This is a genomic window from Streptomyces odontomachicola (assembly GCF_039605595.1).
GTDB lineage: Bacteria > Actinomycetota > Actinomycetes > Streptomycetales > Streptomycetaceae > Streptomyces.
Window position 1 is genome coordinate 69,486 of record NZ_JBCFOK010000008.1, and the last position, 24,792, is coordinate 94,277.

22 protein-coding genes are annotated in these 24,792 nt (G+C 72.3%); 12 read left to right on the forward strand and 10 right to left on the reverse strand.

Annotated features, from left to right (window positions below):
• Nucleotides 1-28: 28 nt before the first annotated feature.
• The 4 genes from ABEE00_RS16595 to ABEE00_RS16610 are packed head-to-tail and all read right to left on the reverse strand — an operon-like array spanning nt 29 to nt 4,545.
• Nucleotides 29-808, reverse strand: coding sequence for a CDP-alcohol phosphatidyltransferase family protein (locus tag ABEE00_RS16595; protein WP_345746270.1), 780 nt, complete (start codon nt 806-808; stop codon nt 29-31).
• Complete coding sequence (locus ABEE00_RS16600; protein WP_345746271.1) at nt 786-1,847, reverse strand: iron-containing alcohol dehydrogenase family protein; 1,062 nt, start codon at nt 1,845-1,847, stop codon at nt 786-788. Before ABEE00_RS16600 ends, ABEE00_RS16595 begins: the two co-directional genes overlap by 23 nt.
• Entirely contained in the window at nt 1,835-2,596 is a 762-nt protein-coding gene (locus ABEE00_RS16605; protein WP_345746272.1) for a phosphocholine cytidylyltransferase family protein, read from the reverse strand. The genes ABEE00_RS16600 and ABEE00_RS16605 overlap by 13 nt, the downstream gene beginning before the upstream one ends.
• Nucleotides 2,593-4,545, reverse strand: coding sequence for a DUF5941 domain-containing protein (locus ABEE00_RS16610; RefSeq protein ID WP_345746491.1), 1,953 nt, complete (start codon nt 4,543-4,545; stop codon nt 2,593-2,595). The genes ABEE00_RS16605 and ABEE00_RS16610 overlap by 4 nt, the downstream gene beginning before the upstream one ends.
• Nucleotides 4,546-4,806: 261 nt before the next feature.
• Here ABEE00_RS16610 and galE point away from each other — a divergent pair, with 261 nt between their 5' ends.
• The 3 genes from galE (at nt 4,807) to idi (ending at nt 7,765) form a co-directional block, all read left to right on the forward strand.
• On the forward strand, nt 4,807-5,805 hold the full coding sequence (gene galE / locus ABEE00_RS16615) for a UDP-glucose 4-epimerase GalE (protein ID WP_345746273.1): 999 nt from the start codon (nt 4,807-4,809) through the stop codon (nt 5,803-5,805).
• 330 nt (nt 5,806-6,135) lie between these two features.
• Nucleotides 6,136-7,068: a cation diffusion facilitator family transporter gene (locus ABEE00_RS16620; RefSeq protein ID WP_345746274.1), complete on the forward strand. Its 933-nt coding sequence runs from the start codon at nt 6,136-6,138 to the stop codon at nt 7,066-7,068.
• 136 nt (nt 7,069-7,204) lie between these two features.
• A complete protein-coding gene (idi, locus tag ABEE00_RS16625; RefSeq protein ID WP_345746275.1) occupies nt 7,205-7,765 on the forward strand; it encodes an isopentenyl-diphosphate Delta-isomerase in 561 nt (186 codons plus the stop codon).
• An 87-nt stretch (nt 7,766-7,852) separates the two neighbouring features.
• On the opposite strand, the gene ABEE00_RS16630 is transcribed toward idi, so the two are convergent.
• Nucleotides 7,853-8,401, reverse strand: a complete 549-nt coding sequence (locus ABEE00_RS16630) for an ATP-binding protein (protein WP_345746276.1) — start codon at nt 8,399-8,401, stop codon at nt 7,853-7,855.
• A 230-nt stretch (nt 8,402-8,631) separates the two neighbouring features.
• Between ABEE00_RS16630 and ABEE00_RS16635 the strand changes: the two genes are divergently transcribed.
• The 4 genes from ABEE00_RS16635 to ABEE00_RS16650 all read left to right on the forward strand — a co-directional run bounded on the left by ABEE00_RS16635 (nt 8,632) and on the right by ABEE00_RS16650 (nt 13,257).
• Complete coding sequence (locus tag ABEE00_RS16635; RefSeq protein WP_345746277.1) at nt 8,632-9,435, forward strand: enoyl-CoA hydratase/isomerase family protein; 804 nt, start codon at nt 8,632-8,634, stop codon at nt 9,433-9,435.
• A 131-nt stretch (nt 9,436-9,566) separates the two neighbouring features.
• Nucleotides 9,567-10,430 (forward strand): SCO6745 family protein, encoded by an 864-nt coding sequence (locus ABEE00_RS16640; protein WP_345746278.1) that lies wholly within the window; start codon nt 9,567-9,569, stop codon nt 10,428-10,430.
• A 135-nt stretch (nt 10,431-10,565) separates the two neighbouring features.
• Entirely contained in the window at nt 10,566-10,694 is a 129-nt protein-coding gene (locus tag ABEE00_RS16645; protein ID WP_345746279.1) for an LPFR motif small protein, read from the forward strand.
• A gap of 157 nt (nt 10,695-10,851) precedes the next feature.
• Nucleotides 10,852-13,257, forward strand: a complete 2,406-nt coding sequence (locus ABEE00_RS16650) for a Tex family protein (protein WP_345746280.1) — start codon at nt 10,852-10,854, stop codon at nt 13,255-13,257.
• A 63-nt stretch (nt 13,258-13,320) separates the two neighbouring features.
• Here ABEE00_RS16650 and ABEE00_RS16655 read toward each other — a convergent pair whose 3' ends face one another.
• Both ABEE00_RS16655 and ABEE00_RS16660 read right to left on the reverse strand, forming a co-directional pair.
• Complete coding sequence (locus ABEE00_RS16655) at nt 13,321-13,707, reverse strand: gamma-glutamylcyclotransferase family protein (protein WP_345746281.1); 387 nt, start codon at nt 13,705-13,707, stop codon at nt 13,321-13,323.
• A gap of 25 nt (nt 13,708-13,732) precedes the next feature.
• Nucleotides 13,733-14,395 (reverse strand): nitroreductase family protein, encoded by a 663-nt coding sequence (locus ABEE00_RS16660; RefSeq protein WP_345746282.1) that lies wholly within the window; start codon nt 14,393-14,395, stop codon nt 13,733-13,735.
• Between the two features lie 360 nt (nt 14,396-14,755).
• Here ABEE00_RS16660 and ABEE00_RS16665 point away from each other — a divergent pair, with 360 nt between their 5' ends.
• Nucleotides 14,756-16,399: an ABC-F family ATP-binding cassette domain-containing protein gene (locus ABEE00_RS16665; RefSeq protein ID WP_345746283.1), complete on the forward strand. Its 1,644-nt coding sequence runs from the start codon at nt 14,756-14,758 to the stop codon at nt 16,397-16,399.
• A gap of 28 nt (nt 16,400-16,427) precedes the next feature.
• The gene (locus ABEE00_RS16670; RefSeq protein ID WP_345746284.1) at nt 16,428-17,345 is read left to right on the forward strand and encodes an FAD-dependent oxidoreductase; all 918 of its coding nucleotides are present in this window, start codon (nt 16,428-16,430) and stop codon (nt 17,343-17,345) included.
• Nucleotides 17,346-17,422: 77 nt separating this feature from the next.
• Here ABEE00_RS16670 and ABEE00_RS16675 read toward each other — a convergent pair whose 3' ends face one another.
• A complete protein-coding gene (locus ABEE00_RS16675) occupies nt 17,423-18,760 on the reverse strand; it encodes a M14 family metallopeptidase (RefSeq protein ID WP_345746285.1) in 1,338 nt (445 codons plus the stop codon).
• Between the two features lie 214 nt (nt 18,761-18,974).
• Here ABEE00_RS16675 and ABEE00_RS16680 point away from each other — a divergent pair, with 214 nt between their 5' ends.
• Nucleotides 18,975-20,480, forward strand: a complete 1,506-nt coding sequence (locus ABEE00_RS16680) for a M1 family metallopeptidase (RefSeq protein WP_345746286.1) — start codon at nt 18,975-18,977, stop codon at nt 20,478-20,480.
• 142 nt (nt 20,481-20,622) lie between these two features.
• Here the strand turns inward: ABEE00_RS16680 and ABEE00_RS16685 are convergent, their stop codons facing one another.
• Nucleotides 20,623-21,492 (reverse strand): oxygenase MpaB family protein, encoded by an 870-nt coding sequence (locus ABEE00_RS16685; RefSeq protein WP_345746492.1) that lies wholly within the window; start codon nt 21,490-21,492, stop codon nt 20,623-20,625.
• Between the two features lie 44 nt (nt 21,493-21,536).
• Nucleotides 21,537-22,460: an oxygenase MpaB family protein gene (locus ABEE00_RS16690; protein ID WP_345746287.1), complete on the reverse strand. Its 924-nt coding sequence runs from the start codon at nt 22,458-22,460 to the stop codon at nt 21,537-21,539.
• A gap of 134 nt (nt 22,461-22,594) precedes the next feature.
• On the opposite strand from ABEE00_RS16690, the gene ABEE00_RS16695 reads away from it, so the two are divergent.
• Both ABEE00_RS16695 and ABEE00_RS16700 read left to right on the forward strand, forming a co-directional pair.
• Nucleotides 22,595-23,239, forward strand: coding sequence for a DUF6230 family protein (locus ABEE00_RS16695; protein ID WP_345746288.1), 645 nt, complete (start codon nt 22,595-22,597; stop codon nt 23,237-23,239).
• A gap of 22 nt (nt 23,240-23,261) precedes the next feature.
• A complete protein-coding gene (locus tag ABEE00_RS16700) occupies nt 23,262-24,782 on the forward strand; it encodes a DUF6114 domain-containing protein (RefSeq protein WP_345746289.1) in 1,521 nt (506 codons plus the stop codon).
• Nucleotides 24,783-24,792 lie beyond the last annotated feature (10 nt).

Here is a 24,792-nt window from a genome sequence, read left to right on the forward strand (position 1 = left end):
CGCGTGTCCATCTTCCCTACGCTCCCCATCACTTGAGCCGGCTGGAGACGAGTACGGACACCAGGTGCAGCAGCGTCTGCAGGACCGCGATGCCCGCGAGTACCGCGACGCCGAGCCGCGAGAAGAACAGGTCCCCGCGTACGGCGTCGAGCACGGACAGCAGGAAGACCAGCAGCGATGCCTCGATGCCGAGGATCAGCCTGTGGAACTTCAGCGCGGCGGCCGCCTTGCGTGCCGAGGCGACGCCGGACGAGCGCGGCTCGGAGGCCGCCTCCTTGACGGGCGGCAGCCCGCCCTGGTGGCGCGCCACGCCGACGAGGTCGGTCTCCGCCTTGATGAGGACGGCGCCGAGCGCGGCCACGGTTCCCAGGAACGCCCACAGCCAGTCGATGCGGCCCTCGCCCCAGGGGTCGGCCGCGCGCATGCCGAAGCCCACGAGGACCGCGGCGTCGCACAGGTACGCCGCGACCCGGTCGAGGTAGACGCCGGAGAGCGAGAACTGCTTCTTCCAGCGCGCGACCTCGCCGTCCACGCAGTCCAGCAGCAGGTAGAGCTGCACCATCACGACGCCGAGCACCGCGCCCCACACGCCGGGGACCAGCAGGGCCGGCGCCGCGAGGGCGCCGGCCAGCGTCATCAGGTACGTGAGCTGGTTGGCCGTGACCCGCGTGGTCACCAGGTGCCGGTCCACACGCAGCGAGAGCTCCCGCATGTAGAGCCGGCCCGCCCAGTGCTCACCGCTCCGTCTGTCCTTCACGCCCTCGGGGTGAACGACGGGACGGAGTTCAGCTACTGATGGCTTGTGCATAGTCGGCGTACGCGTCCCTGATCTGGTCGGCGGACAGGTCGAGGTGTTCCAGGATCGTGTACCTGCCGGGGCGGGTCTGCGGCGCGTACTCGACCACCTTCACGAACTCCTCCTCGGAGAAGCCGATGTCGGTGGGCAGCACGGGCAGGCCGTGCCGCCGCAGCACCTCGACCATCAGGCCCGCGGTCTCCTTGTCGCCGCGCAGGTGCGTGGCGAAGGCGGCGCCGAGCCCGCACTGCTCGCCGTGGCTGGCGGCGCGCTTGGGGAAGAGCAGGTCGAAGGCGTGGTTGATCTCGTGGCAGGCGCCGGATGCGGGGCGGCTGTCGCCCGCGACCGACATCGAGATGCCGGTGAGCACCAGGCCCTCGGCCAGCACCTGGAGGAAGCTGTCGTCGCCGACGCCGCCCGGGTGCCGCAGCACGGCCTCGCCGGCCTGCCGCGCGATGGCCGCCGCGAGGCCGTCCATGTCCTCGCCGCGCACCTCGTGGCCCAGCTCCCAGTCCTTGACCGCGGAGATGTTGGAGATCGCGTCGCCGATCCCGGACCGTACGAAGCGGACCGGGGCCTCCCTGATGACGTCCAGGTCGATGACGACCGCGATCGGGTTCGGCACACCGTAGGAGCCGCGGCCCGCGTCGTTGTCGAGGGTCGCGACCGGCGAGCACAGACCGTCGTGCGAGAGGTTGGTCGCCACGGCGACCAGCGGCAGCCCGATGCGGGCAGCGGCGAACTTCGCGCAGTCGATGATCTTGCCGCCGCCCAGGCCGACGACCGCGTCGTAGCGCCCGGACTTCATGGCGTCCGCGAGCTTGATCGCGTCGTCGATGGTGCCGCCGCCGACCTCGTACCAGTCGGCGTTCGGCAGCTCGGGCGAGAAGCGCTCGCGGAGCGCCGCGCCCGAGCCGCCGCTGATCGCGAAGGCGAGCTTGCCGTTGGAGGAGATCCGCTGATCGGCCAGCAGGCCCGCCAGGTCGTCCAGGGCGCCGGCGCTGATGTCAACGACAACCGGGGACGGGATGAGGCGGGTCAGTACCGGCATGCGATGTCACGGCCCTTCGCGAGGTCGTCGTGGTTGTCGATCTCGACCCAGTCGACGTCGCCGATGGGCGCGGTGTCGATGCGGAAGCCGCGGTTCACCAGCTCCTGGTAGCCGTTCTCGTAGAACTCCTGCGGATCGCGCTCGAAGACGGCCTGCAGCGCGTCGGCCAGCTCCTCGGCGGCCTCCTCCTCGATGAGGGTGACGCCGATGTACTCGCCCTTGGCCTCGGAGGGGTCCATCTTCTTCGTGATCCGGGTCATGCCCTTCTCACCGTCGAAGACGACCTTCATCTCCTCGTCGGCCAGGTCCTTCACGGTGTCCAGCGCGAGGATGATCCTCTGGCCCTTGCCGCGCTCGGCGAGCAGGGTCTTCTCGACCGAGACCGGGTGCACGGTGTCGCCGTTGGCGAGCAGCGCGCCGCCGCCGTTCTTGATGACGTCGCGGGCGCACCACAGGGAGTAGGCGTTGTTCCACTCCTCGGCCTTGTCGTTGTCGACGAGGGTGAGCGAGACGCCGTGCTTCTTCTCCAGCGCCTCCTTCCGCTCGTAGACGGCCTCCTTGCGGTAGCCGACGACGACCGCGACGTCGGTCAGACCGACCTCGGCGAAGTTGCTGAGGGCGATGTCGAGGACCGTGGTCGCCTCCTCGCCCTCCCGCTCGGGGCCGACCGGGACGAGGGCCTTGGGGAGGGTGTCGGTGTAGGGGCGGAGACGCCGTCCGGCGCCTGCGGCCAGCACGAGGCCGATCATTCGGGTTCTCCTGTTTCGTCGTGTACGGCGGGTGCAGCTGAGGACACCCAGAAGCGGATGCTCTCGATGAGCACCGCGGCCGCGATGACCACGGCGAGGGCGGTCAGCGCGATGGTGAAACTCTGCCCGGGGCCCCCGTCGCCGCCGAGCCACAGGGCGGCGGCGAGGGTGACCACCAGGGTCCGTCCTTCGTGCCCCCCGATCGCCCGCACCAGCCGGTGCGGAGGCGCTCCGGTGCCGCCGCGGATGCGGTACACCGTGTCGTAGTGATGGTAGGCGACCGCCGCGACCAGCCCGAACGCGGCGGGAACCGCGCCACCGACGCCCGAACGGGCGGCAAGGGCCAGAATGACGGTGTATTCCGCTGCCCGGAAGAGGGGCGGAACGAGCCAGTCCAGCGCGCCCTTGAGCGGCCGGGCCACGACCACCCCGGACAGCAGCGCCCAGACCAGTGCGGCCAGGCACGGCCACCAGGAGCCGAGCGGCGTCCAGTACGTGACGGCGAGCAGCCCCGCCGAGCCCAGCAGCGCCAGCGCGGGAGCACCGAGCCGGGGCAGCCGCACCCTCCGGAAGGCCGCGGCCGAGCCAGCGGCGAGCGGGCCCACGTCGGCGAGGTCGGCCAGCGCGCGTGCGGCCCTGTCGGTGCGCTGCGCCCTGCGCGTGAGGGAGCGCAGCAGGCGGCCGGCTGTGGTGTAGCAGGCCGCGAGGGCGCAGCCGATGAGCAGCACCACGAAGGTGATGCGCGGGGTGGTGCAGGCGGTGAGCACCGCGATGAGGAACCAGCGCTCGCCGATCGGCAGCACGATCATGCGGCGCAGCCACACCGTCCAGCCGACGCTGTCGAGCTTTCCCGAAAGGGCTGCCGTGGGGCTGGTGTTGGCGGCGGCGTCGTGGTTCGCCTCGTTGAAGGAGAAGTCCACGATGTGCCGTACGGCTTGCAGGACCATGGCGCCGAGGGCGAGGGCCCACACGTCGTCGCCCGCGCGCGAGGCGCCGATCGCCAGGCCCGCGTAGTAGCTGTACTCCTTGGCCCGGTCGAAGGTGGCGTCCAGCCAGGCGCCGAGCGTGGAGTACTGGAGGTCGTAGCGGGCGAGCTGCCCGTCGGCCGCGTCCAGGACGAAGGAGGCGAGCAGCAGCACACCCGCGGCTATGAAGCCCCAGCGCTCCCCCGTGCCCGCGCAGCCCGCGGCGATCAGGGAGACCAGCAGCGAGGCCGTGGTGACCTGGTTCGGGGTCAGTCCGCGGCGGGCCGCCCAGCGGGCGACGTAGCGGGAGTAGGGGCTGATGCAGAAGGTGGTGAAGAAGCCGTCGCGCGACTTCACGGCGGAGCGCAGCCGTACCGATTCGTCGTCCACGGCGGCCACGGACCGCTCGGCCTCGGCGCGCGCCGCGGCGTCCTCGGGGACGGCGGCGGTCAGCACGCCGAGCTCGGGGCGCTGCACGGCGACACCCTCGGCGTCCAGTGCCTCCACGGCCGCGTCGAGCAGCCGCGTGTGCGCGGGCTCGGGCGGATGGCCGAGGTGCGCGGTCCGGTGCGGGTCCTGGTCCAGCTCGTCGAGCGCGGAGGAGAGGTCCTCGGCCGTCGCGGGCCCGCGGCCCAGCGCCCTGCTGGCGGTCGCGCCGTGCGCGGCGACCGGGGTCTGCGGGGCGCCGGTGGCGGCCGCCACGGCGCGGGCCAGCGCCCTGCGCACCTCGGGGCGCGCGGTCAGCGCGCCGGGTACGGCGGCGGCGGGGAAGCGGGGGTCGGTCAGCGCGAGCCGCAGGGCGTGCCGGTGCCCGACGAAGCGGGGGTCGACCAGGGCGACGCGCTGGCCTGCCGGAACGGCGGCGAGCCGGTCGGGCACCTCGGCCGCATCGGCTGCCACGCACACGTCGAACCCGAGCGCCCGCAGATCGCCTTCGAGCGGCGAACCCGCGACCGGCGGACCGGTGAGAATGGCGGTCGACAGAACGAACTCACTCCTTGGAAGCTCTTGCGCACCCACCGCTGTGGCCTGGGGAAACGGCCGTGCTGAGGGTCGGGACGCGCCGCCGCACGGGGGCAGGCGGGCGCGCGTCGGCAGAGGCTATCCGATCGACGGAGCGAGCATTTACCGCGCGTTCACCGGACCAGTGTTGCTCGGCCGCGGCACAGCATGGTCGATCATGGCCATGGCGCACAAACGCCGGAGCCCGGCTGTGACCGACCCCGCGCCGGATAGGGTGCCGATATGACGTGGTTGATCACAGGTGGGGCGGGTTACATCGGTGCGCATGTGACGCGCGCGATGATCAGGGCCGGTGAACGGGCCGTCGTTCTCGACGACTTGTCCAGCGGTGTGCCGGAGCGTCTGGAGCACCTGCGCGAGCAGGGGGCCGAGGTTCCGCTGGTGCGGGGCTCGCTGCTGGACGGCGAGCTGGTCGAGCGGACGCTGCGCGAGCACGCCGTGGACGGAGTGATCCATCTCGCGGCCAAGAAGCAGGTCGGCGAGTCCGTCGAGCGCCCTCTGCACTATTACGAGGAGAACGTGCAGGGCCTGACCGTGCTGCTGCGCGCGCTCGACGCGGCCGGAGTGCGGCGCTTCGTCTTCTCCTCCTCCGCCGCCGTGTACGGCATGCCGGATGTGGACCTCGTCACGGAGGACACCCCCTGCCTCCCGATGAACCCGTACGGCGAGACCAAGCTCACGGGCGAGTGGCTGGTGCGGGCCGCGGGCCGGGCGCAGGGGCTGAGCAGCGCGTGCCTGCGCTACTTCAACGTGGCGGGCGCGGCCGAGCCGGAGCTCTCGGACACCGGGGTGTTCAACATCATCCCCATGTACTTCGACGCACTGACCCGCGGCGAGGCCCCGCGCATCTTCGGCGACGACTACCCGACGCCCGACGGCACCTGCGTGCGCGACTACATCCACGTCGAGGACCTGGCCGAGGCCCATGTGGCGGCGGCACGGCGGCTCGACCCCGCGGGCGCGGGCGGCGACCTGACCCTCAACATCGGCACCGGCACCGGGGTCTCGGTGCGGGAGATGGCCGATCTGGTGGCCGAGGTGACCGGCAAGAAGGAGCCCGCTGCCGAGGTGGTCCCGCGCCGCGCGGGCGACCCGGCGCGGGTGGTGGCCTCGGCGGAGCTGGCCGCGAAGGAGCTCGGCTGGACCGCGCGGCACGACGTGCGCGAGATGGTCCGCTCGGCCTGGGAGGGCTGGGAGCTGCGCTCGGCGGGAGCGCGCTGAGCCGGCGCCGTACGGGACGGCCGTGACGCTGTACGGGACGGCCGTGACGCCGTACGGGACAGCCGTGACGCCGTACGGGACAGCCGTGACGCCGTACGGGACGACCGTGACGCGCTCGCACGAAGCGATGTGCGAAGCGGCCGTTCCCCCTCCTCTCTCCACCCCCTCCGAGGCCCGGTCACCGGCTGACCTGCGGGGACAAAACCGCAGGTCAGGGGAATGACAACGGTATTCGGCTTCGCGTTGCCAGATACCCCCGGGGCCTAGTTCACTGATCTCGCGCCGGGCCGGTTCGCGGGCCGGTGAGCCGTACCGGGAGGGGATGCGGAGATGGGTGCTGGACACGATCACGGCGGGCCGCCGCCGACGGGTGGCACCGCCTCGGCGGCGTACCGCACGCGGCTGCGGATCGCGCTGTGCATCACGCTCGGCGTGCTGGTGGTCCAGGTCGTCGGCGGGCTGCTCGCGGACTCGCTGGCGCTGCTGGCCGACGCGGGGCACATGGCGACCGACGCGCTCGGCCTGGGCATGTCGCTGCTGGCGATCCACTTCGCCAACCGTCCGGCGACCGAGCGGCGTACCTTCGGCTTCGCGCGTGCCGAGATCCTCGCCGCGCTCGCCAACTGCCTTCTGCTGCTGGGCGTCGGCGGCTTCATCCTCTTCGAGGCCGTCGACCGCTTCCTCGACCCTGCCGAGACCAAGGGCGGGCTGGCGATGGCCTTCGCCGCCGTGGGCATGGTCGCCAACATCGTGTCGCTCTCGCTGCTGATGCGCGGCCAGAAGGAGAGCCTGAACGTGCGCGGCGCCTTCCTGGAGGTGCTGGCCGACACGCTGGGCTCGGTCGCGGTGCTGGTCTCGGCCGCGATCGTGATGGCCACCGGGTGGCAGCCGGCCGACCCGATCGCCTCGCTGCTGATCGGCGCGATGATCGTGCCGCGCACGGTGCGGCTGGCCCGCGAGGCGCTGGACGTGCTGCTGGAGTCGGCGCCCAAGCACGTGGACGTGAGCGAGGTGCGCGAGCACATCCTGTCCGTCGAGGGCGTGGAGGATCTGCACGACCTCCATGTGTGGACGATCACTTCGGGGATGCCGGTGCTCTCGGCGCACGTCGTGGTGGCCCGCGAGGCGCTGGACTGCCGGGGTCAGGAACGGATACTGCACGAGCTCCAGGAGTGCCTGGGCGGCCACTTCGACGTGGAGCACTGCACGTTCCAGCTTGAGCCGCGCGAACACGCCGCGCACGAGGCGCATCTGTGCCACTGAGCGCCGGGGCGGCCGAGGGGGTCGGGCGTACGTACGGGGAACGGATCAACCACCCGCTTTCGTGGTAACGCGGGGCACCGGCGTGGTGCGGCAGACTGGGGGCCTGTCCAGGCCCGCTCAAGACAGAAGGATGCACATGGCGAACAGCGCAGCGGCTCCGGTGATGCTCGAACTCGTCGACGAGGACGGCACGACGATCGGCACCGCCGAGAAGCTCTCCGCCCACATCGCCCCGGGCAGGCTGCACCGCGCCTTCTCCGTCTTCCTCTTCGACACCGAGGGACGGCTGCTGCTCCAGCGCCGCGCGCTGGGCAAGTACCACTCCCCCGGTGTGTGGTCCAACACCTGTTGCGGGCACCCGTATCCGGGCGAGCTGCCGTTCGCGGCCGCGGCGCGGCGCGTGGGCGAGGAGCTGGGGGTGGCCCCGGCGCTGATGCGCGAGGCGGGAACGGTCCGCTACAACCACCCGGATCCCGAATCGGGCCTGGTGGAGCAGGAGTTCAACCACCTCTTCGCGGGGGTGGTGACCGCCGAGCTGCGGGCCGACCCCGAGGAGATCGCGGAGACGGCGTTCGTGACGCCGGACGAGCTGGAGAAGCGGCAGCGCGCGGACGTCTTCTCGGCGTGGTTCGACACGGTGCTGGACGCCGCGCGGCCCGGGGTCCGCGAGGTGACGGGGACCGCGCCGGGCTGGTGAGGCGAGCGCCACGGGGAGCTCGCGCAGACCTGCGGGAATCGCGGGGATGACGGGGGACGAGCGGAGAACGGGTGGTCTGGGCGGCGGCTAACGCGGAGTCAGCGGGAGCGCCGCCCAGACCACTTTGCCGCCGGAGCCGGTCTGCTCGACGTCGCAGACTCCTCCGGCCTCCAGGGTGACGGTCTTGACCAGCAGCAGGCCGCGGCCGCCCGTGTCCTGCTGCTCGGGGTCGGCGATCAGCGCCTTGGGCCGATACGGATGGCTGTCCTCGACCGAGACGCGCACGGTCGCGGTGTCCAGCGCCACCTCGACGCCGATCTCGGGCGAGAGCAGCGCCGCGTGCCGCACGGCGTTGGTCACCAGCTCGGAGAGGATCAACAGGACGCTGTCCAGGACGTCTTCGTGCACCCTGTCGCCCTGGCGGCGCAGCAGATCGCGCACGGTGTGCCGGAGCTCCGGCACCGAGGCCTCGCGGGCCGGCCTGGTGAACCGCCAGGTGCCCTCGCGTCTCCGGACGACGGCCTCGGGCAGCAGCCCGGCGGGCTCCTGCACCGGGGTCACCACCGGCGTGACCACCGGCACCGGACCGCCTGCCGGTCCGCGCGCGTCCGGCGGGAAACTCCCGCGGCTCTCCATTTCTTCGGCACCCCGCTCTCTCGGTGTACGTGCATCTGTACGTGATTGCTGTACTTGCATCTGTACGTGCATCGAGTGTTGATAAGCGGAGGCCCTGGTCCGGTCCACTGACCGCAAGTCGGCACTTATCGATGGCAAATGACAACGGATGCCCACGCCGATCAGATCTGTGACTGATCTTGCATCGGAGTTGGCAGTCCCGCCGGGAGGTACGCGGCTAGCATCCGCGCATGGAGCCAGCCCAGCCCGCGCAGCCCGCTCTGCTCGCCGAGACCGCCGACGGCGTCGCCACCGTCACCCTCAGCAACCCCGCGAAGCGGAACGCGATGACGCCGCAGATGTGGCGCCGCCTCCCGGAGATCCTCAAGGAGCTGGCCGCCGACCCCGCGGTGCGCGTGCTCGTGCTCACCGGTGCCGAGGGTACGTTCTGCGCGGGCGCCGACATCTCCGCGCTGCGTGAGACGGCGGACGGCGCACAGGGCACGGGCGGCACGGAGGGCACCAGCAGCACGCAGAGCCTCGCGACCGAGGCCGAGGAGGCGCTGGCCGCCTTCCCCAAGCCCACGCTGGCCATGGTGCGCGGGCACTGCGTGGGCGGAGGGTGCCAGCTCGCCGCCGCCTGCGACCTGCGGTTCGCCGCCGAGGGCGCGCTGTTCGGGATCACCCCGGCCAAGCTCGGCATCGTCTATCCGGCCTCCTCGACGGAGCGGCTGGTGCGGCTTGTCGGCCCCGCGACGGCGAAGCACCTGCTCTTCTCCGGCGAACTGGTCGGCGCCGAGCGCGCGTTGCGCACCGGACTGGCCGACGAGGTGCTGCCGGACGGCGAACTCGGCGCGCGCGTCGCGGAGTTCGCCCGCACCCTCACCACCAGGTCGCTGCTGACCCAGGCGGCAGCCAAGGAGTTCGCCGACGGCGCGGCCGACGCGGACCGCGTGGCGCACTGGGCGCGCGAGGCCGCCGCGTCCGGTGAGGCGGCCGAGGGCGTCGCCGCGTTCCTGGAGCGCCGGACGCCCGCGTTCCGCTGGACCGTGTGACGCGGAGGGGCCAGGGGTGCCCGGCCGGGAGACGTACAGGCCCGGCGGCCGGAACCGCGTGCTCCGGCCCTTTACGGTCCTTGACGGGGCCAGCCCTTCAGGTGCGATCTACCCGGGGGTAGCGTGCGGGCATGACGTCTCTCCCGGAGCGCGCCGGGCGCCGGTGCCACAACGTGATCAACCCCCTGCACTCCACCGTGTACTTCGCCCCTGAGCTGGGCAAGGAGCTGGCCCCTTACGGGATCGAGGACACCGGCGCCGTCTACCTCGCGGGGCGCGCGGCGCCCATGGGAGCGGTCGGCGCGGGCGCGGTGACCGCGACGTTCTACAACTTCAGCCACACGCTGGTCGCCCGCTATGTGCCCGAGGTGTGGGAGCACGCCTCCCCCGACACCGTGATCGCGGCCCGGCTGCGCGCCGTGGACGGGACGCTGCGCCGCCTGCTCGGCGACGAGGCGGTGGGCTCGGAGGAGCTGGCCGAGGCCGCGCGGCTCGCGCTGCGCGCCGCCGAGGGCTGCACGCGCCCCGGGCGCCCGCTCTACGCGGCCAACGCCGACCTCCCCGTACCCGAGGCGCCGCACCTCGCGCTGTGGCACGCGGCGACCCTGCTCCGCGAGCACCGCGGGGACGCGCACATCGCGGCGCTCCAGACCGCGCGCCTCGACCCGCTGGAGGCGCTGGTCAGCCACACCGCGACCGGACGCGGGATGGCGCCGAGGGCGGTGCTGGAGACCCGCGGCTACAACGAGCAGGACTGGGCGGCCGCGCAGCAGCGGCTCCGCGACCGCGGGCTGCTGGACGGCGCGAACGAGCTGACCGAGGAGGGCACCGCGCTCCGCAAGCGGCTGGAGGCGGAGACCGACCTGATGGACGCGGGGCCGTACGAGCACCTGGGCGCCGAGGGCGTGGCGCGGCTGACCGAGCTGGGCGAGAAGTTCTCCGGCGCGGTGCTGGAGGCGGGCGCGTTCCCGGCCTCGATGTTCGGCAAGGGCTGAGCCGCGGGAGCCGGAGGGTCCGGGCTCCGGAGGGGCGGACCGGGCACGTCCGGGAGCCCCAACGGGACCTCGTACGCCGCTTGTTCGGGTGCCCGGCGTGGTTTACGCGGGTCGGGCGCGGCAACCCGTGGGCGCATGTTCCGAGCGATAGCCGATGCGCTCCGCATGATCGGCAGCGCGATCGCGACCGTGGTCACCCTCCCCTTCCGGCTGCTGGCGCGGCTCTTCGGCGGTCTGTCGGGGCCGCGTCGCAGGAGGGTCTGACCCGCGACACGCCCGGCCGCGTCCGCGCGGTCGGGCGTGCGCCCCGCCGCTCCGTCGCGCGGCCGTACCGGCGGCTGGCCCCCGGGCTGTCGGAGGCACCTGCCAGAATGCAGGCCCAACGGGGACAACCAGCACCGAGAAGGCGGAACGAAGCATCGTGACGACGACCATCGAAGGCAGGATCGCCGAGGAACTCGGCGTACGCGAGCGGCAGGTCAGGGCCGCTGTCGAGCTGCTCGACGGCGGGTCGACCGTGCCCTTCATCGCGCGCTACCGCAAGGAGGCGACCGAGACCCTCGACGACTCCCAGCTCCGCACGGTCGAGGAGCGGCTGCGCTATCTGCGGGAGCTGGAGGAGCGCCGCGACGCGATCCTCGAGTCCGTCCGGTCGCAGGGCAAGCTCGACGAGGAGCTGGAGGCGCGGATCAGGGCGGCCGAGACGAAGGCCCGCCTGGAGGACATCTATCTGCCCTTCAAGCCCAAGCGCCGCACCAAGGCCCAGGTCGCCCGCGAGGCGGGTCTTGAGCCGCTGGCCGACGGGCTGCTGAGCGACCCCACCGTGGAGCCGCAGGCCGCTGCCGCCGCCTTCGTGGACGCGGAGAAGGACGTCAAGGACGCCGCGGCCGCCCTGGAGGGCGCACGCGCGATCCTGGCCGAGCGGTTCAGCGAGGACGCCGACCTGATCGGCGAGCTGCGCGAGCGCATGTGGTCGCGCGGCCGGCTGGCAGCGAAGGTGCGCGAGGGCAAGGAGGAGCAGGGCGCCAAGTTCAAGGACTACTTCGAGTTCGCCGAGCCCTTCACCGCCCTCCCCTCGCACCGGGTGCTGGCGATGCTGCGCGGCGAGAAGGAGGAGATCCTCGAGCTCGACCTGGAGCCCGAGCCGCCGGAGGACACCGTGGAGGGCGCGCCTTCCGCGTACGAGGAGTCCGTGGCCCGCCACTTCGGGATCTCCGACCAGGGGCGGCCCGCCGACGCCTGGCTGCTGGAGACGGTGCGCTGGTCGTGGCGCACCCGCATCCTCGTCCACCTCGGCATCGACCTGCGGCTGCGGCTGCGCACCGCCGCCGAGGACGAAGCGGTCGGCGTCTTCGCCGCCAATCTGCGCGATCTGCTGCTCGCAGCCCCGGCCGGCACCCGCGCGACGCTGGGCCTCGACCCGGGTCTGCGTACGGGCGTGAAGGTGGCCGTCATCGACGCCACCGGCAAGGTCGCGGCGACCGACACGATCTATCCGCACGCCCCGGCGAAGAAGTGGGACGAGTCGCTGGCGAAGCTGGCTGCCCTGGCCGAGGAGTACGGGGTCGAGCTGGTCGCCGTCGGCAACGGCACCGCCTCGCGCGAGACCGACAAGCTCGCGGGCGAACTCATCGCGAAGAAGCCGGAGCTGGGCCTCACCAAGGTGATGGTCTCGGAGGCCGGCGCCTCGGTGTATTCGGCCTCCGCCTACGCCTCGCAGGAGCTGCCCGAGCTGGACGTCTCGCTGCGCGGCGCGGTGTCCATCGCGCGCAGGCTCCAGGACCCGCTGGCCGAGCTGGTGAAGATCGACCCGAAGTCGATCGGGGTCGGCCAGTATCAGCACGACCTGTCCGAGGTGAAGCTCTCGCGCTCGCTCGACGCGGTCGTCGAGGACTGTGTGAACGGCGTGGGCGTCGACGTCAACACCGCCTCCGCGCCGCTGCTCTCGCGCGTCTCCGGCATCGGCTCGGTCCTCGCGGAGAACATCGTGGCGCACCGCGACGCCAACGGCCCGTTCAAGAGCCGCAAGGAGCTCAAGGACGTCTCGCGGCTGGGCCCGAAGGCCTTCGAGCAGTGCGCGGGCTTCCTGCGGATCCGCGGCGGCGACGACCCGCTGGACGCCTCCAGCGTGCACCCCGAGGCGTATCCGGTGGTGCGGACGATGGTGAAGTCGGCCGAGACCGACGTGCCCTCGCTGATCGGCAACACGGGCGTGCTGCGCTCGCTGAAGCCGGACGACTTCGTGGACGACGCGTTCGGCCTGCCGACCGTGACGGACATCCTCAAGGAGCTGGAGAAGCCGGGGCGGGACCCGCGTCCCGCGTTCAAGACGGCCAGCTTCAAGGAGGGCGTCGAGAAGCTGGGCGACCTGTCGGCCGGGATGGTCCTGGAGGGCGTGGTCACCAACGTCGCCGCGTTCGGCGCCTTCGTGGACGTCGGCGTGCACCAGGACGGCCTGGTCCACGTCTCCGCCATGTCCAAGCAGTATGTGAGCGACCCGCGCGACGTGGCCAAGCCCGGCGACATCGTGAAGGTCAAGGTCCTCGACGTGGACGAGGCGCGGAAGCGGATCTCGCTCACGCTGCGGCTGGACGACGAGCCCGGCGCGGGCGGAGGTTCCGGCGGCGGCGAAGGCCGGCGCCAGCGGGGCGGCGGCGCGCCGCGACAGCGCGGCAACGGCGGCTCCGGCGGCAACAACGCCAAGGGCGGCAACGCCGGCGGCAAGGGCGCCAAGCAGCAGTCAGGCGGCAAGGGCGGCGCCCGCCGCCAGCAGTCCCCGGACAACAGCGAGATGGCCGAGGCACTGAAGCGCGCGGGCCTCGCCTGAGCGGTCCGAGCTGGTACGAAGCGGCCCCCGGCGACACCATGTGCCGGGGGCCGCTTCGCGCGCTCACACGTACAGATGCATGTGGCGGGCCTCGAACTCGTCGGGGTCCCAGTCCTGCGGGAGCACATCGCCCATGGCCCACACATAGGCGAGGGCGGTGCCGCCGCCCTTGAGCGCGAGCTCCTGGACCACGTACTCCGGACCCTCGAAGTCGTCGAGGCGCCGCCACTCGTCCCCGGAGAGCCCGGTCAGCACGCGCCCCCGCACCAGGCCCGGCTCCGCCGGGACGAGCCCCGGATAGGGACGCCCCCGCAGCGCCGCGGCACGCCAGCCGGGCGCCTCAGCGGGCGTGCTGTCCGGTACGCGGCCGAGGAGCGCGGTGAGGACGGGCGCGAACCTGAGGGTGCCGTAGACGAAGAGGCGGCGGTCGGGCGGCGCGGCAGGGTGCATGCGGACGACTGTAGGCGGCGGGCCCTCAGAGCTCGGTCATGACCTCATCCAGGCTCTTCTTCTGGATGTCGGGGACATGGGCGTCCTCCGCCGGGTAGCCGACGGGGATCACGTAGGCGGCGCGCTCCTCCGGCGGGCGGTCGCAGACCTCGTTGAGGAAGCGCATCGGGCTCGGGGTGTGGGTCAGGGTGGCCAGGCCCGCCTGGTGGAGGGTGGCCAGCAGCAGGCCCACGGCGATGCCGACGGACTCCTTGGTGTAGTAGGGGCGCGGGGTCTCCGGGCCCTTGTGCACCTCGAAGACCACGATCACGGCGGGCGCCGTCTCCAGGAACGGCTTGTGCTCGTCCGTGCCCAGCGGCGCGAGCGCGCTCAGCCACTCCTCGGAGGCGCGGCGCCCGTAGAACTCCCGCTCCTCGGCCTCGGCCGCCTCCCTCAGCCGCCGCTTGCGCTCGGGATCGGTGAGGACGACGAAGCGCCAGGGCTGCACGTTGGCGCCGCTCGGCGCGGTCGCCGCGGTGCGCACGGCGCACTCCAGCACGCCGTCGGGCAGCGGGCGCGGGTCGTAGTCGCGGACCGTGCGGCGCCGGGCCATCACGTCGTGGAAGGCGCGGGCCCGGTCCAGCGCCTCGTCGGCGGGGACGGTCATGGGGCTGAGCGGGACGGTGGGGTATGCGGGTGCATCGGCCATGCGCGGAGCATAAAAAGCTTTGCGCGTCCGGCGCGAGAGGCGTACTTTCGCCAATGTCTCTGCTCCCGGCGATTGGAAGGCCGTTGCGCATCTGAGGTCCGAGACACCGTGTGCTCCGCGGCAGTGCTCCGTGACCGGTCCCCGTGATCGTTCCTGTGCCCCTGCTGCGTTCCGCCCGCCACTGTGCTTACCCACGGGGCGTCGTGCGGTGCCACGGGTGTGACCTCATGAGGCGAACGGCCAGTGCCTCCCGGGCTCTCTTTCCGCCCCGGTGCCGGTCCTCCCCTCCGTCCCTGCCGGGGCGCGGTGTCTCCACGTGCTGCCAGACGATCACCACGAGGAACACCCCGGGAGCCGCCCATGTCCGCCTCTTCACCCACCACGTACATCACCTGCCGCGGGCTCACCTTCGGCTGGGCCGACGGCACGCCCGTCTTCGACCGCTTCGACCTGACCGTCGGCGCCGGGCGCACCGGCCTGATCGGTCTCAACGGCACGGGGAAGTCGACCCTGTTGAAGCTGCTCGCCGGGGAGCTGACCCCGGCTGAGGGTTCGGTGCGCATCGCCGGCGAGGTCGGCTATCTGCCGCAGAACCTCACGCTGGACACCGGGCTGCGGGTCGATCAGGCGCTGGGCATCGCGAGCGCGCGGGCCGCGCTGCACGCCATCGAGGCCGGTGACGCCTCGGAGGAGAACTTCGCGGCGGTCGGCGACGACTGGGACGTGGAGGAGCGCACCCGGGCGATGCTCGACCAGCTCGGCCTCGGGCACGTCACGCTGGACCGCACGGTCGGCGAGGTCTCCGGCGGCGAGTCGGTGCTGCTCCGCCTCGCCGCACTGCTGCTGCGCAGGCCCGACGTACTGCTCCTCGACGAGCCGACGAACAACCTCGACCTGCACGCGCGGCAGCGGCTGTACGAGGCCGTGTCGGCGTGGACCGGGGTGCTGGTCGTGGTCAGCCACGACCGGGAACTGCTGGAGCGGGTCGACCAGATCGCCGATCTGCGCGGCGGCACGGTGCGCTGGTTCGGCGGCACGCTCTCGGCGTACGAGGAGGCGCTGGCCGTGGAGCAGGCGGCGGCCGAGCGCACGGTGCGCGCCGCCGAGTCCGATGTGAAGCGCCAGAAGCGGGAGCTCCAGGAGGCGCAGCAGAAGCTGGCCGTGCGGGCGCGCAACGGGCGGAGGCAGCAGTTGGCCGGCGGCATCCCGAAGATCGTCGCGGGCGGCAAGAAGCGGGCCGCGCAGGTCTCGGCGGGCAAGCACCGGATCATGCACGAGGAACGCCTGGAGGACGCCAAGGAGAGGCTGGACGAGGCCGAGGAGCTGCTGCGGCAGGACGAGGAGATCCGCGTGGACCTCCCGCACACCTCCGTACCCTCCTCGCGCCAGGTGCTGACCCTCCGCGACCTGGAACTGCGGTACGGGGCGCGGGCCACGCTCGATGTGCTCGGGCCCGAGCGGATCGCGCTGGTGGGGCGGAACGGTGCGGGCAAGTCAACGCTGCTGCGCACCATCGCGGGGGAACTGCCGCCCGAGGACGGCGAATTGGCGGCCCATGTGCCGCTGCGCTATCTGCCGCAGCGGCTGGATCTGCTCGACGGCGAGCTGTCCGTGCTGGAGAACGTGGCGCGCTTCGCGCCCGGCGCAGGCGGCAACCGCATCCGCGCGCAGCTCGCCCGCTTCCTCTTCAAGGGCGCCCGTCCGGATCAGGCCGCCGGCACGCTGTCGGGCGGCGAACGGTTCCGCGCGACGCTGGCGGCGCTGATGCTGGCCGAGCCCGCGCCGCAACTGCTCATGCTGGACGAGCCGACCAACAACCTGGATCTGGCCAGCGTCCGGCAGCTCCGCTCGGCGCTGGCGTCCTACCGCGGCGCGCTCCTGGTGGCCTCGCACGACATGCCGTTCCTGCGCAGCATCGGGATCACCCGGTGGCTGAGGCTCGACGGCGAACTGGCCGAGTTCACGCCCGACGAGGAGGAGCGGACACCCCCGGACCTCCCGTGACGGGCGTTCCGCGGATAGCGTCGTGTTCATGGTGGACACGATCGTGGTGGGCGGCGGAGTCATCGGTCTGACGACGGCGGTACGGCTCGCGGAGCGCGGGCTGTCCGTACGGGTGTGGACCAGGGACCCCGCCGCCGAGACCACCTCCTCGGTGGCCGGAGGGCTGATCTGGCCGTATCGCATCGAGCCGCGGGAGCGGGCGCTGGAGTGGGCGGTGCGCTCCTTCCGGGTGTTCGCGGCGCTGGCCGAGCAGCCGGAGCGCACCGGGGTGCGGCTGATGCGCGGCACGATGAAGGAGAACGGCGACGGCGTACCGCCCGAATGGGAGGCCCTGGTGGGCAGCCCGCCACGCGCTCCGCTTGTCGACATGCGGACCTATCTCCCCTATCTGCGCGACCGTCTCGAGGTGGCCGGCGGCAGCTACGAGCAGTGCACCCTGCGCTCGCTGGACGAGGCGGCGCGGGAGGCCAGGACGGTCGTCAACTGCACGGGCCTCGGCGCCCGCGAGCTGGTGCCCGACCCCGGGATGCGGGCCGTGCGCGGCCAGTTGGTGATCGTGGAGAACCCGGGCCTTGAGGAGTGGTACGTGTCCACCGACGAGGAGAGCGGCGAAAGCACCTATGTGCTGCCGCAGCCCTTCGGCGCGGTGCTGGGCGGCACCGCCCACGACGGCGAGGAGCAGCGGGAGCCCGACTCCCTCGTGGCCGAGGCGATCGTGCGGCGCTGCGCCCGCATCCACCCGGAGCTGGCGCAGGCGCGGGTGCGGGAACACCGGGTGGGGCTGCGGCCGTACCGCGAGAGCGTCCGCCTGGAGGCCCAGCGCCTGCCCGGCGGCGGCCTGCTGGTGCACAACTACGGGCACGGCGGCGCGGGCGTCACCGTCTCCTGGGCCTGCGCGGAGGACGCGGCGCGGCTGGTGCGGGAGGAGACGCCGCAGGAGGGCTGAGCGCGCGGGCTTCCGGCGGGGCCGCGGTGTGCGGCCCCGCCGTTCCGTACAGATCGCGCCGTGCGGATCGAGCCAGGTCAGCGGCAGTTCTGGACCGGTGTGCCCTCGGTCAGCGAGTAGGCAGCGCGCTTGTCGAGGAGCAGCGGGACGAGGGAGCGCTGCGACTGGCGGAGCGGTACGAAGGCGCCGTCGCCCGTGTGCTTGGCGCGCACGCCGTGCAGGGCCAGTTCGTCGCCCACGTCGCGCAGTTGCTTCGCGGTGAGGCGGTAGCCGCAGGGCGGGTCCTGGAGCACCTTGTCCTTGGCCGGCGCCTCGTTGTCGGCGCCGCCGAGGTAGACGGGACCGCGGTCGGCGAAGCCGGAGAGGCGGGCCGCCGCGGTGGCCGCCTCGATGCGCGTGCGGTGCTCGCGCGCGAAGGCGAAGGCGCCCTTGAGACCGGCGAGTTGAGAGTTCACGCGGCGGTTGTGGTTGACCGCCCGGTCCTTCTTCTCGTCCTCGGTGAGCGGGTCGACGCGGGTCTCCACGAGCTGGCCGACCGCGTGCTTGACCCCCACCGTGTTGCGCAGGATCCGCTCCTGGCCGTCCCCGGCGACCTGCTTCACGGGCTCGCCGGTGTGCGGGTCGGTCCAGATACCGTAGGTGCCGGTGGTGAAGCCCGCGCGCTCGGCGCTGGGCCGCACGTACTGCTCGGCGAGCGCCTGCGACTCGCGGTGCACGGGGCCCGAGGCGTTGAGGTTGCGGGGCCACAGCGCGAGCAGGTCCTTCACGTAGTACGGGGCGTGCGCTCCGTATTCGTGCAGGTCGTAGACCGTGTCCGGGCGGAAGTCGCGGAAGAGCCGCGCGAAGGTGCGGGCCTCGCGGGTCTTCAGCGCGATGTGGTCGCGGTTGATGTCGACGCCGTCGGAGTTGCCCCGGGTGTCGGCCGCGCGGCCCTCGGGGTTGGCGGTGGGCACCACGAGCACGCTGGTGTGCTGCAGGAAACGCCGGGTCTCCGGGTCCTTCGCGAGGGCCAGGTCGCGGATGGTGGACAGGCACGCCTCGCGGCCCGAGGGCTCGTCGCCGTGCTGGCTGCACAGCAGCATGACGGAGTTCCCGCGGCGCACGGAGGACGCGTCCGGCGGGGCGTCGGCGCCGATCCTCACCAGCCGGAGCGGGCGGCCCTCCTTCGTCGAGCCCACCTGCTCGACGGCCGTGCGGGCGCTGGCCCTGTCCACCGCCGCGAGGAACCTGCCCTCGTCCGCCTGCGAGGTCCACTCCTCACCGTGGCTGCGCTCGAAGCCCGTACGGGGGCGGTCGCGCGAGTCGTCGGCCGCCCCGGCCGGCGCCGTGAGCACCAGCGGGGCCATGACGGCGCCGGTGGCGGCCAGGGCGAGGGATCTCCACGGAGTGCGGCTGTACCGCGTGCGTTTCGGCATGCGCGGACGCTATACAGCGGCACACGCGTACGAAAGAGGGCGTACCGCGGCTGGTCGAGAGCCCACCCGGATGTCGGCCTGATGACGGTCCCATGAAAGGAGGCACTGTGGACATGTGTGCGGGTGCCGGAGTACATACCCTTCGTGGCAGGTGACACCTGACACCTGTTGAGGCACCGCAACACGGCGGTGCCGTAAGGGGGTTGGAGGACACGTGCGGTACAGATACATCGCTCCGGCGGCGATCACTGCGGCTCTGGTGCTGGCGATCCCGGCATCCGCAGCGGAACCGTCGCCCGGGTCGGCGGGGATCGGGGACCCCTACTACCCGGACTACGGGAACGGCGGGTACGACGTCTCCCACTACGACCTGCGGCTGAAGTACCAGCCGAAGGACGACAAGCTGGAGGGCACCGCCACCCTGCTCGCGACCACGAAGCAGGAACTCTCCCGGTTCAACCTGGACTTCGCGCTGAACGTGAGCGAGATACGCGTGAACGGCAAGCCGGCCACGTTCGCCAAGTCCGGTGCGCACGAGCTCGAGGTCACCCCGTCGGCCCCGCTGGCCAAGGGCCAGCGCGTCACCGTGGTGGTCCGCTACGCGGACACCCCGTCCAAGGTGAAGGTCGGCGGGAGCAGCAACTGGCACCGCACCAGGGACGGCGGTGTCGCGGCCAACGAGCCCGAGTCCGCCTGGTGGTGGTTCCCGAGCAACGACCATCCGCGGGACAAGGCCACGTACGACGTGAGCATCGCCGTGCCGAACGGCACCCAGGCGATCAGCAACGGCACGCTGCAGTCGGAGCGTTCGCAGGCGGGCTGGACCCGCACCGCCTGGCGTTCGGACAAGCCGCAGGCCACCTACCTGGCCACGCTCGCGGTCGGCAAGTTCGACGTGGTCAAGGACAAGACCGCCAGTGGACTTCCGGTCATCAACGCCTACAGCAAGGACCTGGGTGCGAACGAGGGCGCGGCGCGGGCCAGCGTGGACCGCACCGCCGAGGTCACCGAGTGGCTGGAGCAGCGCTTCGGCCCCTACCCGTTCAACTCGGTCGGCGGCTATGTGCCGAGCGTGGACGCGGGCTTCGCGCTGGAGACCCAGACCAGGCCGTTCTACGGGCAGAACGCGTTCAGCAGGGGCTCCAACGTGTCCGTCGTGGTCCACGAGCTGGCGCACCAGTGGTACGGCGACAGCGTGTCCGTGAACAACTGGAAGGACATCTGGATCAACGAGGGCTTCGCCGCCTACTCGCAGTGGCTGTGGTCCGAGGACCAGAACGAGGGCACCGCGCAGGAGCTGGCGGACTACACGTACGCCTCGCGGGACGCGAGCGACCCGTTCTGGAAGGTGAAGCCGGCCGATCCGGGCGCGGGCAACGAGTTCCACAGCGCCGTCTACGACCGCGGCGCGCTCGCGCTCCAGGCGCTCCGCAACAAGATCGGCGACAAGGACTTCTTCGAGATCCTGAAGGGCTGGCCGGCCAAGAACGCGTACGGCAACGCCACGGTGGAGGACTTCATCGCGTACGCGGAGCAGGTCTCCGGCGAGCAGCTCGACGGGCTCTTCGACACCTGGCTCTACCAGCCCAAGAAGCCCTCGGCGCCCGCGGCGCAGTCCGCGAAGATCGCCAAGCAGGGCCTGGCGGGCAAGGGCGCGCCGAAGCAGCCGAAGTCCTGGAAGCAGATCCAGCAGGCCAACAAGAGCGCACACGCGCACTGACCCGCGCGCGCTGAGCTGAGCCCCGTGCACTGCCCTCCGCCCCGGTACGCACGCCGCGGCGGAGGGCGGCGGGGCTTCCGGGCGCCCGCCTCCGCCCGCCCGGAGACCTGCGCCCGGAGACCTGCACTCGGCGACCCGCGCCTTAGCCGTAGATCTCCGGATGCGCCGCGCGGGCCCGGCGGGCGCGTGGCATGAAGCGGAGGCGTGCGGGGAGCAGCGGCACCACGGTGCGGGTGACCGCGCCCAGCCGCCGCAGCTTCCGCTCCTGGTGTTCGGTCCACTCCAGGTCCAGGGCGCGGCGGGCCTCCGGCGGCATCAGGCCGATGATGCCGAACCGCATCAGCGACGCCACCCGCGGCATCAGCCAGGGCCACAGCAGCTTCGCCGCCAGGCGGAACGGGGCGGGGCCGCGGTCGGGCGGCGGGAGGTACCGGGTGACGTCGGTGAGTTCGCGCACCACGAGGGTGGGCTCGGCCTCCTCGGCGAGCTGCTTCTCGTAGTACGGCCAGAACTCCTCGATGGTCTGCGGCATGTCGCGGTCGTTGATACCGAGCACCCGGCCGACCCGCAGCCACTCCGCGTACAGCCGCCGCTCCTGCTCGGGGGTGATCTCGCGCCACAGGTAGGGCATCGCGTGCCGGAAGACCGGGAAGCCGGTGGCGTGCACCCAGGCGTAGTGCTGCGGCATCAGCGAGTGGTAGTCCCGGCCGTACGCGTCCGTGCCCTTGATCGACCTGTGCAGCCTGCGCAGCCGCCGCCCCTCCTCGGCCGCCTCCTCGCCGTCGTACACCCAGCGCAGCACGCTCTCCACGGAACGCTCCAGGCGGCCCCAGGGGTCGGTGCGGAAGACCGAGTACGCGTCCACGCCCGCGCCCACGGCAGGGCGCGCGACCTGCATGGTCAGCGCGGCGGGCAGCATCATCACGGTGCGGATGTCGCCGGAGATGCTCCACAGGACGCCGCCGGGAGGCGGGGGCTCGGGCAGGGCCTCGCGGTCCTCGTCCCTTTCCATGTCGTTACGCCGTTTCCGCTGCTCGTGCTCGGTGTTCACGCTCCTCATGATGCCCCCAGCGGTTCACGGGCGCGCGGGTCTGTGCCCGGTTTGTGGGTGTTCCAGTACGCGAGGGCGAGGAACCCCGCGGTGCGCAGCGGCGGCGGCGTGAGGGCCCCGGCGATCCGTACGAGACGCGCGAAGCGGCGCAGCGAGCGGGCGTCCTTCTCGGTGAAGGGCTGGCCGAACCGCTCGCGCAGCTCCTCGGGCAGGCCGCCCACGGTGACCACCCGCGCGTAATGCGCGGCGACCTTGCCGAGCGGCCTCCACAGCACGCCGGGCACCCAGCGGAAGGGCGGCTTCTGCGGCGCCGTGAGCTCCTCGAAGACGTCCTGGACCGACGGGTTCATCTCCAGACGCGCGGCGACGACGCGGTCGTAGTAGTCGAGGAACGCGGACCAGTCCGGCGGCATGTGGTGCTCCTTGAGCCCCCATACGCGGCCCACGTCCCGCATCTCGCGGTAGTACTCCTCGGTCTGCTCCGGGGTGAGCGGCCTGCCCAGCAGCCTGTGCCCGTCGACCGCTCCCTTGACCAGGGTGGCGTGCACCCAGTGGTACGCCTCCGGGTTGAGCGCGTGATAGCGGCGGCCCTGCTCGTCGGTGCCCTTCATCGGCTTGTGCACCTCGACCAGGCGCCGGGCCTCGGCCTCGGCCGCGCGCTGCCCTCCGTAGATGACGGTGGACAGGGAGCTGAGGGTGCGGCCGAGGCGCTGCCAGGGCTCGGCGCGGAAATTCGAGTGGTCCTTCACGCCGGCGCCGACCACCGGGTGCGCGACCTGGAGCACCAGGAGCTGCGGGCCCATGAAGATGTTGCGGTTGTCGCCGAAGAAGCGCCAGGCCATGCCGCCGCGCCGGGGCGAGCGGACGGCCGAGGGCGCGGGTGCGGGGGCTTCGCGGGCGGGTGCTCGGGGTGCGGGGCTGGTCGCCATGGTCCCCTCCGTGGCTCGCAATTGAATCCGTGTCAGGAGTGTTGACGCGCTCCGTGAAACAAGTCAATAGTCTCTGTAACTTTGATTCACCGCTGGACTCACACTGCTTCACCCGACCAGGAGGGGGCCGCCAGATGGCCGTTGCAGAGCGGGAGTTGACGAACCGGCAGGGTGCGCCGGGACCGCCGGAGGGGCGGATCCGGTGGAAGCGCACGGCGTGCATGCTCGTGCCCGGGGTGCTGTGCGTCGGCGCGGTCGCGGTGGCGCTGGCACAGGGCGCGGTGGCCGCCTCGTTCGCGGTCTCGGGCAAGAACGTGAAGGCCAGCGTCAAGGAGCTGTCGGGCTCGGGGATCACCGCGTTCCCCGCGTCGACCTCGGGCAAGGGCGGTAAGGCGCACCCGGTGATGCTCGCGACCGTCCGCCAGGGGCAGGCCAAGGGCGTGTGCGCCTCGATGGTGCAGAAGGTCCCGGTGCTCGGGGACGTCTCGATCGTCGTGCGCGCGGCGGAGAGCAGACCCGCCGAGGCGAACAACGTGATCGTGAACGCCGACGCGCTGCTCGACGGCGAGGGCGAGGTGTCGGGCGCGCAGGTCGGCAGGGACGCCTCGACGCTCACCGGGATACCCGGGAGCGCGGGCCCGCAGGGCCTGTTCGGCATCCAGGCCGACAAGGCCGTCGCCAAGAACATCAAGGGCACCGCGTGGGCGGCGAACGGCGGTTCGCTCAAGGCCAGCGGGCTCAAGGTCGAGATGCGCCAGGACGGCAAGCAGTGCTACTGACCCCGGTCGAGAGGAACAGCCCGTGCTCACCTTCGTCTTCGGCTTCCTCGCCGAGCTGAGGCGGGAGACCGGCTCCTGGCTGGACCGGATCCTGCCGCTCCCCCGGCTCCGCCGCCCCTTCCGCGCCTGGCGGCGCAGCCGCCCGCTGTGGCCCGGCGTGCTCACCGCGGTCGCCGGGATCGTGCTGATCGCCCCGCCGATGGCCCCGCTGCCGCTGATGCTGCGGGTGGGCATCGGGGCCATGTCGGGCGTCGGCATCGGCGCCGTGCTCGTCGCAGGCGGCATCTGCTTCGTCGTGGCGCCGAGCCAGCGCCTGTTCGCCTCCGTGGTGACCGCCATCGCCTCCATCACCTCGCTCGCCACCAGCAACCTCGGCGGCCTGGGCGTCGGTTGCGGCCTCGGCCTGCTCGGGTCGTCGCTGGCCTTCGGGTGGACGCCTGATCCGGTGCGTACGGAGGGGGCGGGGCCGGTACGTACGGAGGCGCACCACGAAACCTCCGCGCCCGAGTCGGAGGTGCCGGAGGTGGAGGCCCCAAAAGTCCGCAGGGGCAGCGCGCCTAGGGGCGTGACCGCGCTGTCCCTCGGGATGCCCCTGGTGCTGGCCGCGGCGCTGACCGCCGCGCTGCCTCCGCACACCGCGTCGGCTGCGGAGAGGTGCGACCGTCCGACCTGGCCGTTCACGGACGTTCCGCTGCCGGGCACGTCGTGCGAGGGCGGCTCCGGCGGTGGCAGCTCGGGGTCCAACGGCGGCTCGGGGAGCGGCGGTTCGGGCGACGTACGACTGCCGCACCCCGGCAAGGGGCTGCCCGACCCCGGCCGGGACAAGGGCGAGAAGCCCGGCAAGGACGCCTCGGACAGCGGGGACAGCACGGACCCCGGCGACCCGCGGCAGGGGCCCGCGCGCTGGCAGGTTCCCTGCGCCGCCGGCGCGGACACCGGCGGGCGCGACAACCCGCCGACCGGCGAACCCCCGTCCCGTGGCGGAGAACCGCAGGACCCCGAGGTGGCCAAGCGCGGCGAGATCAACGATGACGACGACTACTCGCCGCGCCGCCCGCCCCTCGTGGTGGGCGACCAGCCGGGTCCGGGCCGCGCGGGCTATCCGGTCTCGCCCCGCTATCCGGAGGTGCGGTCCGACCGGCTCACCGCGTACAACGCCGTCATTCACGGCTCGACGTACCTCAGGAAGAAGGGCGGCGGGCGGATCAAGGTGCTGTGGGTGCACGCCGACCGGCTCGTGGCGAAGAACTACCACCTGGAGGTGCGGGGTCCTGACGGTACGAAGCATCGGCTCGACACGCAGCTCGACATTCCCAACGTCGACGTCTACGCGACCTATCTGAACGGCTCCGTCGAGATTCCCAAGCTGAATGTGAACACGCCGAAGATCTGCGTCGGGGCCGACGCCATTCCCGCGAATCTGCCGGTGGCCGTGCAGCTCCCGGCGCTCACGATGGACCCGGTGCGCGCCGGGCAGGTCCTGGTGGACGCGGACCGGGTGGGCTTCTCCGGCATGCGCACGGACCACGGGAAAACGCGCTGAGAACACCCGC

Coding starts and splice junctions, on each gene's coding strand:
- ABEE00_RS16595 (WP_345746270.1), bottom strand. CDS start 808: ATGCACAAGCCATCAGTAGCTGAACTCCGTCCCGTCGTTCACCCCGAG.
- galE (WP_345746273.1), top strand. CDS start 4,807: ATGACGTGGTTGATCACAGGTGGGGCGGGTTACATCGGTGCGCATGTG.
- ABEE00_RS16685 (WP_345746492.1), bottom strand. CDS start 21,492: ATGGAAAGGGACGAGGACCGCGAGGCCCTGCCCGAGCCCCCGCCTCCC.
- ABEE00_RS16660 (WP_345746282.1), bottom strand. CDS start 14,395: ATGGCCGATGCACCCGCATACCCCACCGTCCCGCTCAGCCCCATGACC.
- ABEE00_RS16665 (WP_345746283.1), top strand. CDS start 14,756: ATGTCCGCCTCTTCACCCACCACGTACATCACCTGCCGCGGGCTCACC.
- ABEE00_RS16690 (WP_345746287.1), bottom strand. CDS start 22,460: ATGGCGACCAGCCCCGCACCCCGAGCACCCGCCCGCGAAGCCCCCGCA.
- ABEE00_RS16640 (WP_345746278.1), top strand. CDS start 9,567: ATGACGTCTCTCCCGGAGCGCGCCGGGCGCCGGTGCCACAACGTGATC.
- ABEE00_RS16600 (WP_345746271.1), bottom strand. CDS start 1,847: ATGCCGGTACTGACCCGCCTCATCCCGTCCCCGGTTGTCGTTGACATC.
- ABEE00_RS16645 (WP_345746279.1), top strand. CDS start 10,566: ATGTTCCGAGCGATAGCCGATGCGCTCCGCATGATCGGCAGCGCGATC.
- ABEE00_RS16655 (WP_345746281.1), bottom strand. CDS start 13,707: ATGCACCCTGCCGCGCCGCCCGACCGCCGCCTCTTCGTCTACGGCACC.
- ABEE00_RS16635 (WP_345746277.1), top strand. CDS start 8,632: ATGGAGCCAGCCCAGCCCGCGCAGCCCGCTCTGCTCGCCGAGACCGCC.
- ABEE00_RS16605 (WP_345746272.1), bottom strand. CDS start 2,596: ATGATCGGCCTCGTGCTGGCCGCAGGCGCCGGACGGCGTCTCCGCCCC.
- ABEE00_RS16675 (WP_345746285.1), bottom strand. CDS start 18,760: ATGCCGAAACGCACGCGGTACAGCCGCACTCCGTGGAGATCCCTCGCC.
- idi (WP_345746275.1), top strand. CDS start 7,205: ATGGCGAACAGCGCAGCGGCTCCGGTGATGCTCGAACTCGTCGACGAG.
- ABEE00_RS16620 (WP_345746274.1), top strand. CDS start 6,136: ATGGGTGCTGGACACGATCACGGCGGGCCGCCGCCGACGGGTGGCACC.
- ABEE00_RS16630 (WP_345746276.1), bottom strand. CDS start 8,401: ATGGAGAGCCGCGGGAGTTTCCCGCCGGACGCGCGCGGACCGGCAGGC.
- ABEE00_RS16695 (WP_345746288.1), top strand. CDS start 22,595: ATGGCCGTTGCAGAGCGGGAGTTGACGAACCGGCAGGGTGCGCCGGGA.
- ABEE00_RS16670 (WP_345746284.1), top strand. CDS start 16,428: ATGGTGGACACGATCGTGGTGGGCGGCGGAGTCATCGGTCTGACGACG.